At 62.3% G+C, this 9,668-nt stretch carries 8 protein-coding genes; all 8 read right to left on the reverse strand.

Annotated elements, in window-relative coordinates:
- Nucleotide 1: 1 nt before the first annotated feature.
- The 8 genes from rbbA to AB4Y44_RS16620 all read right to left on the reverse strand — a co-directional run bounded on the left by rbbA (nucleotide 2) and on the right by AB4Y44_RS16620 (nucleotide 9,304).
- The gene (gene rbbA, locus AB4Y44_RS16585; RefSeq protein ID WP_368700229.1) at nucleotides 2-2,749 is read right to left on the reverse strand and encodes a ribosome-associated ATPase/putative transporter RbbA; all 2,748 of its coding nucleotides are present in this window, start codon (nucleotides 2,747-2,749) and stop codon (nucleotides 2-4) included.
- Nucleotides 2,749-3,819, reverse strand: a complete 1,071-nt coding sequence (locus tag AB4Y44_RS16590) for an HlyD family secretion protein (RefSeq protein ID WP_368700230.1) — start codon at nucleotides 3,817-3,819, stop codon at nucleotides 2,749-2,751. Before AB4Y44_RS16590 ends, rbbA begins: the two co-directional genes overlap by 1 nt.
- Nucleotides 3,820-3,834: 15 nt before the next feature.
- Nucleotides 3,835-5,355: an efflux transporter outer membrane subunit gene (locus AB4Y44_RS16595; RefSeq protein ID WP_368700231.1), complete on the reverse strand. Its 1,521-nt coding sequence runs from the start codon at nucleotides 5,353-5,355 to the stop codon at nucleotides 3,835-3,837.
- Nucleotides 5,356-5,835: 480 nt separating this feature from the next.
- Nucleotides 5,836-6,969 carry an amidinotransferase gene (locus AB4Y44_RS16600; RefSeq protein ID WP_342920133.1) on the reverse strand — a complete coding sequence of 378 codons (1,134 nt, stop codon included), beginning with the start codon at nucleotides 6,967-6,969 and terminating at the stop codon, nucleotides 5,836-5,838.
- Nucleotides 6,970-7,075: 106 nt separating this feature from the next.
- Nucleotides 7,076-7,321, reverse strand: a complete 246-nt coding sequence (locus tag AB4Y44_RS16605) for a hypothetical protein (RefSeq protein ID WP_342920134.1) — start codon at nucleotides 7,319-7,321, stop codon at nucleotides 7,076-7,078.
- Complete coding sequence (locus tag AB4Y44_RS16610; RefSeq protein WP_342920135.1) at nucleotides 7,311-7,742, reverse strand: hypothetical protein; 432 nt, start codon at nucleotides 7,740-7,742, stop codon at nucleotides 7,311-7,313. The genes AB4Y44_RS16605 and AB4Y44_RS16610 overlap by 11 nt, the downstream gene beginning before the upstream one ends.
- Nucleotides 7,743-8,666: 924 nt before the next feature.
- Nucleotides 8,667-8,846, reverse strand: a complete 180-nt coding sequence (locus AB4Y44_RS16615; RefSeq protein WP_342920136.1) for a hypothetical protein — start codon at nucleotides 8,844-8,846, stop codon at nucleotides 8,667-8,669.
- Nucleotides 8,847-9,121: 275 nt separating this feature from the next.
- Complete coding sequence (locus AB4Y44_RS16620) at nucleotides 9,122-9,304, reverse strand: hypothetical protein (protein ID WP_368700232.1); 183 nt, start codon at nucleotides 9,302-9,304, stop codon at nucleotides 9,122-9,124.
- Between the last annotated feature and the right edge of the window lie 364 nt (nucleotides 9,305-9,668).

A 9,668-nucleotide genomic window follows, 5' to 3' on the forward strand; every position in this document is an offset into this window, starting at 1 on the left:
GTCAGGTCTCCTGCTTCTTGAGCAGCGCGACGGTCACGGCGATCACAATGGGCGTTGCGAGCACGAGCGGCCAGAACGACTGCCAGAGGTCGCCAAAATGCAGTGCCTTGTTGAACACGCCTCGGCTGATCGTAAGCATGTAGCTCGCCGGATAGATCTGGCCGATCACGCGCCCCGCACCCTCCAGCGAGGAAACGGGCGTGAGGAGCCCCGCGAATTGCACGGCCGGCACCATCGTGCCGATCATCGTGAAGAAGAGCGCGGCGATCTGGCTTTTCGTGAACGTGGAAGCGAGCAGGCCGATGGCTGTCGCGCACAGGCTGTAGAGCACGGCGGCGGCGAGCAGTGTGAGGAAACTCCCTTTGATTAGCACGCCGAACACCGTCACGGCGAGCAGCGTCATCAACAGGAAGTTGAGCAGCGCGAGCAGGACGTAGGGCGCCTGCTTGCCGAGCAGGAATTCGAGCCGCGTGACCGGCGTCACATAGAGGTTGATGATCGAGCCCAGTTCCTTCTCGCGTACCACGGCGAGCGCCGTGAGCATGGCTGGCATCATGAGCAGCAGTACGGGGATCACGGCGGGCACCATGGCGGGCAGGCTGCGCACATCGGGGTTGTACCTAAAGCGCGTTTGTATGGCGACGGGCGCTTGTACGGCAGTGCCCAGGCGCTGCGATGCCTGTTGCAGCAGCCACCCCTGGTGCATGCCGAGCACGTAGCCGCGCACGGTCTCAGCGCGCTGCGGGTTCGCGCCATCGACCCACACGCCGATCTGAACCGGCCTGCCGCGCGCTACGTCGCGCGCGAAGCCCGGCGGAATCTCCAGGGCGACCGCAAGCTCACCGCTACGCAGCCGGCGGTCCATCTCCCCGTAGTTTGCGATGGGTGGCTGCTCGACGAAGTAGCGTGAGCCCGCCAGATTCAATTCGTAGTTCCGGGAAAGTGTGGTCCGGTCGTGGTCGAGCACGGCGAAGCGCAGGTCTTCCACGTCCATGCTGATGCCGAAGCCCATCACGAAGAGCAGCAGCAGCGAGCCTGCCAACGCGAGCGTGGCGCGCACCGGGTCGCGGCGCAGTTCCAGTGTTTCGCGCCACATGTAGCTGAACGCGCGCTGGAAGCTGAAGCGGCGCTGCGTCGCGTGCGCGGCGCTCGCGATGTCTTTCTCCGCGGCGCTTTCGCCGAGCGTGGCAAGTTCGTCTGTCGCGCTGGCTTCGGTGCCCGCGCCCGCGTCGACGAGCCAGGCGATGAACGCCTCTTCGAGCGTCGCCGCGCCGCGGTTTTGCCTGATGGCCTCGGGGGTATCGCTTACGAGCACGCGGCCTGCATGCATGAGCGAGATGCGGTCGCAGCGCCCGGCCTCGTTCATGAAGTGCGTGGAGATGAAGATCGTCACCTGATCTTCGCGCGCGAGTGCGATGAGCAGGCGCCAGAAGTTGTCACGCGCCACCGGGTCGACGCCCGAGGTGGGCTCGTCGAGGATCAGCAATTCCGGCTTGTGAACCATCGCCACGGCGAGCGAGAGGCGCTGCCGCACGCCGAGCGGCAGGCTCTCAGGCAGCGTGTCGAGCACTTCGGCCAGGTCGAAGCGCTCGACCATCTCGCTCACGCGTGCTTCGATCTGCGCCTCGGGCACGTGAAATAGCCGTGCGTGCAGCACGAGGTTCTGGCGCACCGTCAGTTCGCCGTAGAGCGAGAACGCTTGCGACATGTAGCCCACGCGGCGGCGCGTGTCGAGATCACGCGGATTCACTTCGTGGCCGAAGAGCCAGGCGTGGCCTTCGCTCGCGGGCAACAGGCCCGTGAGCATCTTCATCGTGGTGGACTTGCCGCAGCCGTTCGAGCCGAGAAAACCGAAAATTTCGCCGCGGCGAATGCGAAAGCTGACGTGATCGACCGCGACGAAGTCGCCAAAGCGCATCGTCAGGTCTTTCGCCTCGATGGCGATTTCCGCGTGCTCGTCGGCTTGCAGCGGGGCGATCTCCACAGGCTGATGGCCGCGCTTCTTCGACTCCGGCAAGAGCGCAATGAAGGCCTCTTCGAGCGAATCCGTCGTTGTTCGTTCAAGCAGATCAACGGGCGTGCCAGTCGCGAGAACCGCACCGTCGTCCATCGCGATCAGCCAGTCGAAGCGCTGCGCCTCGTCCATGTAGGCGGTCGCGACGATGACGCTCATCGAAGGGCGCTCCTTGCGGATGCCGTTGATGAGGTCCCAGAACTGCGAGCGTGCGAGCGGATCGACGCCCGTAGTGGGTTCGTCGAGGACGAGAAGGTCTGGATCGTGGATCAGCGCGCAGCACAGGCCGAGTTTCTGCTTCATGCCGCCCGAGAGCTTCCCGGCAGGCCGCGCGAGAAAAGGGTCGAGGCCGGTGCTGCGCGTGAGTGCGTCGATGCGGCGGCGGCGCTCGCCTGCGTCGTGACCGAACAGGCGACCGAAGAATTGCAGGTTCTCTTCGACCGAGAGCGTGGGGTACAGATTCTTGCCGAGCCCTTGCGGCATGTAGGCAATACGCGGGCATACCTCGTCGCGGTGCTGCTTGCTCGCCATGTCGCCGCCGAGCACCCAGACCGTGCCTTGCTGCACCGCGCGTGAGCCCGCCACGAGCGAGAGCAAACTCGACTTGCCCACGCCGTCCGGGCCGATCAGGCCGACCATCCGGCCCGCGGGCACGTCCTGGGTGACGTCGCGCAGCGCGACGGTCTTGCCGTAGCGCAGGCTGACATGTTCGATGCGAACAGCAGGCTCGCTCATCAGGGCACCCGAACCTGGAGGTTGGCGGGCCAGTCTTCATCAGCATCGAGCTTGACCCAGGCCACGCCGGGCAAGCCGGTCTTGACGTACTTGAGGTGCTGTTGCAGCAGTTCAGGATCGATCTGCGCCTTCACGCGGAACATGAGTTTCTCGCGCTCACTCTGGGTTTCGACGGTCTTCGGGGTGAATTGCGCGGTGGACGAGACGAACGTGATGCGTGCGGGAATGACATACTGCGGCACGGCGTCGAGCACGATATGTACGTCCTGGCCGAGCGCCACGCGTCCCGCCGCGCTGGTGGGCAGGAAGAAAGTCATGTACACGTCGGCGAGGTCGACCATGTTGAGGACCCGGCCGCCCGCGCCGAGTACTTCACCCGGTTGCGCCACGCGAAACTGCACGCGGCCGGCGCGAGGGGCCCTGAGATCGCTGTCGGCAATATCGGCCTGAACGCGGTCGATGGTGGCCTGTGCTGCCGCAATGGCCGAAGCCGCGCCGGTCTGTTGCGCGCGCGCCGCAGTCACGGCCGCGGCGGCCGCAGTGACCTGGGCCTTCGCGGCGGCGACCGCAGCCTGGGCGCTCTTCACGCGCGCACGGTCGTCGTCGAGTTCCTGCATCGATGAGGCGCCTTGCTTCGAGAGCTTTTCGGAACGCGCGAGACGGCGGCGCGCAGCATCGAGTTCGCTTTCGCGTTGCGTCACGCCGGCTTCGGCGGCGCGCTGATCGCTTTCGCGCAGGGCGACCTGCGCCTTCGCGCTGGCTTCGGTGTTCACCGCTTGCTGATGTTGCGCGACGGCTTCATTGCGTTGCGCCTGCAGCGTGTCGACCTGCATGTGTGCGAGCGTCTGGCCCGCGCTCACGAAGTCGCCGTCGCGCACGAGCACGTCGCGTACACGTCCCGCGAGCTTGGTGGCGATGTCGATTTCGGTCGCCTCGATGCGACCGTTGCCACTTACGAAGCCAGCGCCTGGACCGCGATCCGCAAGCATGCGCCAGCCGAAATAGCCGCCCACCGCTAATGCGATGGCGATGACGGCGGCGGGAATGAGTTTGCGGGCTGAAATCTGCATGACGGGAAACCTCGATCAGGATGGGTTTTGCACGCCACCGGCAGGTGAGGCAGGCGTGGCTGGCGGGAGGGTGGGCGTGGCGACATTGTTAGTGAAGCCACTGCCGCCGAGTGCCGAGAAGAGCGAAACGCGGCTGGAAAGCAGCGCGCGCCGTGTTTCCACGAGTTGCTGTTGCGCGGCGAGCAGGTCGCGCTGCGCGTCAAGCACTTCGAGGAACGGCGAGGCGCCGTGGTCGTAGCGCATTTGCGCGAGGCGGGCGCGCTCGGCCTGCGCCTCCTGCGTCGCGCGCAGCGCATCCACCTGCTCGGCAAGCCACTGTCGCGCGGCGATGGCGTCGGCTACGTCGCGAAAAGCCGACTGCACCGCCAGTTCATAGGATGTAACGGCCTGGTCGCGCTGCGCTTTCGTGACATCGAGGTTCGCCTCGCGGCGGCCCATGTCAAAGATGGGCAGCGAGACGGTCGGGCCGAAGCTCCAGGCGCGGCTTGGTCCCGTGAACAGATTGTCAAGTTGCGTGCTGGCGGTGCCGAACGAGCCCGTCAACGTGATCTTCGGGAAGAACTCGGCGCGCGCCGCACCGATGTTGGCGTTGGCCGCGCGCAGCTGGAATTCGGCGGCGACGATGTCGGGGCGGTTCACGAGCAGGTCTGAAGGCAGGCCCGCCGGCAGGTCGGCCATCACGGCGTTGTCGTCGAGCCTGACGTCCTCGTGCGGCAACTCGACCGGCTTGCCAACCAGCACCTGCAATGCGTTCACGCGTGTGGCTCGCTCCTGCTGGAGCTGGGCGCCGAGCGCGACGGACTGGCGCCACAATGTTTCGACCTGCCTGAGATCGAGCCGCGAGGTCGAGCCCGCTTCATAGCGGTGCTTGAAGATACGGTACGACTTCTCCCGGCTCGCGATGGTCGCATTCATGAGCATGATGCGCTCGTCGAGTTCGCGCAGGCTCAGGTAACCGTTGGCGACCTGCTCGATCACAGTGAGCGTGACGGCCTGGCGCGCGGCGTCGCTCGCGAGGTAGTTCTGCAATGCTGCGTCCTTGAGGTTCGCCACGCGGCCCCAGAAGTCCAGCTCCCAGCTTGCGAGACCCACGCCGACCTGAAACTGGTTTCCCGTCACGGGGCGGCCGACGCCTGAGAGGTCGGCGGGGACGCGCGCGCGGGCAAGATCGGCGGAGACGCCGATGCTCGGAAACTGGTCGGCGCGCCGAATGCCGTACATCGCGCGCGCTTCCTCCACCCGCTGGATCGCGAGCCTCAGGTCACGGTTGTAGTCGAGCGCTTCGCCAATGAGCGATTGGAGCGTTGGGTCGGTGAAATAGTCCTTCCAGCCGACAAGGGTGGCGCTGGTGGTGTTTTCGCCACCGGTTGCAGGGTTGCCATACGCGTCAGGGAATGTGGACGGGACGGGCAGCGGCGGCTGCTCAAAGGGCGGTGCAAGCGACACGCACCCAGCCAGCACGGCGACGAGCACCGCCAGAAGGATTTGCCTGGCGGCAACGACGGGCCAACGCAGGTGTTTCTGGCGGTCAATCATCACTGTTCTCTCCTTATGGGTGAGCTTGTGGCGTCCGTAGCGGACCAGCATCAACGCGATGCAGCCTGAGGCATCGTGCACCTCGCTGTTCGCGAAGTGCGGTTGGACCGAAACCTGAGCGCGGGTGCCGGGCACCTGCGGCCGTCGGACATTGGTTGCGCGGCTCGCCGGGGCGCACAGGCGGCAAAGGGCACGAGCGAGTCCGCCATGCGGCACGGGCACGCCGCGAAGGTCGTCGATCCCGGTTGCATGTGCATTCAACCGGATCGCGAGCGATTTCACGATATGTTTGACGGGGTATGGCGTAACAAGTGCCCAGCCTGCGACCTGATGACACCCGTAGCTAGCAACCTGCATGAAGCTTGACCTGCGTCGTGGCAGGCTGCGCGGTGTTGCGGCAGGGGTGCGCGGCGCGTCGCCGCAGGGCGCAACCTGTGACGCCGTGCGCGGGCAGCAGCAATCTTCGCAAGGACCGCCACTTCAGAAGTACGATTGCAGCGTGCCGCGTCGGCGCACATCGAGGGTCGCACAATGAAACGCGCCACCGAACGGACCATAGCTAAGGAACGCACACGGAATTGGCTGGAAGCCCCAGCCCTTGAGCGCATTGATGAGCGAAACCTGTGACGCGTCGACTACCAGTCGCTTCTCATCCAGCATCAACGTATTGATACTGGTCCAGGGACTGCACATCGAAATCTTCGACATCACGCCGTCGACAGGGTCGGGGCGGGGCGCGACCAGCACGTCCCAGGTCTTCAATATCGCAGGCAGCCGGGTCTTATCGATATAGTCCGGGTTGATCAGTACCTTTCCCGGACACAGCGGGTTGAAGCTGGAGTCAATATGCATCGGTTGGCGGCAGCGGGTTTCGATCTCGTGAATACGGAAGGCATCACCGAGATGGCGCCGTAACCAGTTGATGCCGGCCAGATTCGTCACGTTCGAGCGGGTGACGAACAGGTCGCGACCACAGCGGACAAAATCGGCGGCGTCAAACACGGGTTCGAACTCGTTGACGATATAGCGCAGCGGTTCACCCTTTCCTGGAATACGGTAGCTGTAGTCGAACAGCTCGTCGGTCAGTTGCGGCCGCGGCGCCGAAGTCCAGCGGGCACCCTTGTGGAAATACTCCTTGAAGAGGGCTCGGTAGGCGTCGCCCTCGAAGTAGCGGGAGCGCCAGCACATGGGCGTCTCGATGATCTCGTCGCCGATGACCAGATATCCGTCACGTGGGCAGGTGACGCAGAAGCCGCGACTGGACCAGGCAGTCGTGCTAAAGCGGGCGCGGTGATTGACGATATCGGGACGGCGAACGCCGACGCCTTCTTCCTCCAGGATGCGAATGAATCCGTCGAGTTCACTTTGAGCCCGTTTGATCATCCACCTTGGATAGCGTCGGCCGGCAACAAAGCGGTGAAGCCTGGCCGTGAAGCTCGGGATGTTGAACGTCACCGTGACGTGATGCGGAGGAATCACCGCTCCATCCAGCCTGCCGACAATCACTTCTTCAAGCGGGTCCCATTCATTCCACGAATTGACTGGCGTCGGTTTTGGAGGCGCCAGGCTGTGGAAGCTCGCGGCCGCGGCGAAAGCTGTCGACGGGGTATTCATTCTGGACTCCTTCACCGATCCTCTGGAAGTCGTGATTGCCGAAGAACTTGTCGTGCGGTCTCGTTAGCAGATAAGGCATGACTGGGCAACAGAAGCCGGCACGGTTTCACGAGATGCCAGAAAAAGAGCCGCAGAAGGCCCAGCACAATGTCGGGTATCCGCTTGAACAGCGCGAACGCAAGGGCGAACTCTGCGGGAAGCCGTACGCCTTACCCAACAGCAGAAAACCTCCTTCCTGCACGCCAAACGCGCCCGGCACAGGAAAGCTGGCAGCGCGCATGGCCTGTCCGAGGCTCCCGACCACCATCGCTTCCACAATGCCGGGTGAGGCGCCCATGGATTCAAGGGCCAATCCACACTTCCGCTGTTCCGGCAAGCCAGGCGGCGCGCAGGGTCGCCACAGCATTTTCGTAGATGCGCTGCAGGTTATCGTGGAGTTGCAGCTCGCCGCTGAAACCTGTCTTTGACCAGCATGCAGCGGCAAGCACGGCGCGTTCGACCGGCGCAAGCAAACCAGCGCGCTGTGTCACGTAGAAACCGCCAATGGCGAGGATTCCGAGCACGATTCCGAACACGATTCCGAACATCAGCCCACCCGTCAGGGAACTCCCACGACCGTTCGCCGCGAGAAGCACAAGTACAGCGATAGTGAACAGCAACCCGGAGAACGACTGGATCAGGAGGTCCGCCAGTATCGACGCACCGGCCGGGCCCGCGGGCACGCCAGAGAAGGCCAGAAGCCGTGCGCCGACCGGCGCTACAGGCAGGAACACGCTGATTGCCTCTCTCACCCAGCGAAGGAAAACGAACAGTTCAACAGTTCAAAACCCCTTCTCATGAGGGGACGAACGATCATCCCCCATGCAACACAGGTCAGTGCGATGATGAGGACACGGACTGCCACGATTGCGGCGATACTCCAGCCCAACCGGGTCACAGCAGCCAGCACCTGCGTCGGTCATTGAGGACGACGAGCGCGATGGCCGCCACGAGTCCGCCCATGGCGAGAATCGAGCCGACTGCCACTCTGCCATTATTCGAAGGAGCACTGTCTTTCATGTGGATTGCATAAACGGCATGCATCCTTCTAGGCCAGGTGTGTCGCTCGATTCAAATTCGAGCAATGTGAATAAAATCTATGAAAAAATGACGATTTTTTCCAGATCCGATTTTTCGGGGTCGCGGACTGAATTTTCCAGCACGGAATAAATTTTCTGTCGGGACGATGGACCCTGAGCCTATGGTCTTGAATTGGAGATCGGCTATGAAACAGAGCCCGTAATATGCAGCCAAAATTTGCATCTTTACTTGCTGACTGACATTTTCTTTACGAAATTGACGGGATTTTCCGTGAGTCGTTGGATTGAAAGGGCAGCCTATTGCCTCACAGTTTCCCTATATCCGGCAGCTTTCCCGATTGCAAGTGCGTTTTTCGCCTGCGACTCACTGAGTTGCGCCACTGGATGCGATTTCAGTGCTCGTGAAGCGGGTGTTTGTAAACGTAGAGAGAACGAAGGTCAGTACCCGCCCGCCCGATAGGTGCACGTCTAGCGCACCTTCGGCTCGAATGGGGCGAGGAATACCCGATGGTCCTTCAAAGCATTGGTGTCATTTGGTTCGATACCGCACATACGTAGCGCGATCGCCATTCGGGACTGCCCGAATCACAGTCTCGCATAAGCGCTCCGCACGACGCGTTACTCGACGCGGCAATTGCATCGCGTGAGCTTGCGATAGATCTGAAGCGCGAGGCCGCCGATCACCACGATCACCGCGCGACCGATACTCGAATCGACACTCGCCATGATCTCGGCGAGATAGATCGCGGCTCCTGCTACCAGGGGATGAAAGAGCCCCTTATCATGCAGTTCATCCATTTGAACTCTCCAACGTATCGACCGCCGACGGACGGCCCGCGCAATGTCTTTCCACTTGATACCGAAGGCGGCTTTCTCGCTGATTCGCTGCGATGTTTCGCCTGTCTGATTTCGTCTTTCCATGATTGACCACTCGTCCTGTCTAGCTAGTGCACCGTTCTTGTTCCTCTTTTCCGAGGATCCAGGGGAATCTTAGCGATCGCAAGAGCGCGATTCAATTACCTCACGGGTAATCGAGAAGCTTCGAGGAAGCGGAGGCACGCTATCGTTATCGTTTAGTCAGCCATCACTCCCACATGCACCGCATCTTCGTAAGCCTGCGATAGCAGGTCCTCGGTTCCGAAGAAATCGTTGGCACGTTCGTCCAGCCGGGTGCGGCGCTGCTCTCCATCGCGATTGCACGCAAAGAGGAATTTGTGAGGGAACGAAGGTGCAGTTGGTGATCTCACGTTGCTCATGATTGGCTTCTGTCCTTAAACGAACGCCGCTGCAGAATCGCGAAAGTGACCGCGAGTGAAACTGCGCGTGTGTTGCATGGCGAACTCCTTCTCAAATCGTGTTTGTTTTGGAGTGCGATTCAATCGTTTTACATCCCGGGGTATCGGCGCACACGATTACCCCATGCAGGTCGCACGCAGTCTTCAACCAACGTACCAGGAGCCTGTGCGCAGGGTTGATGGGTCTGTACCCTGGCTTAGCAGGTTGCGGAAATACCCCTCGACGGGCAGCGGCCTTCCACGATTTACGCGCCCACTGCCGCTAAATCTTTCGCATTGTGCAATTTCAACGCGAATCAACCTTTTTAAAGCGCTGTGAGGCCGA

It is taken from the genome of Paraburkholderia sp. BR10937 (assembly GCF_040965695.1).
Taxonomy (GTDB): domain Bacteria; phylum Pseudomonadota; class Gammaproteobacteria; order Burkholderiales; family Burkholderiaceae; genus Paraburkholderia.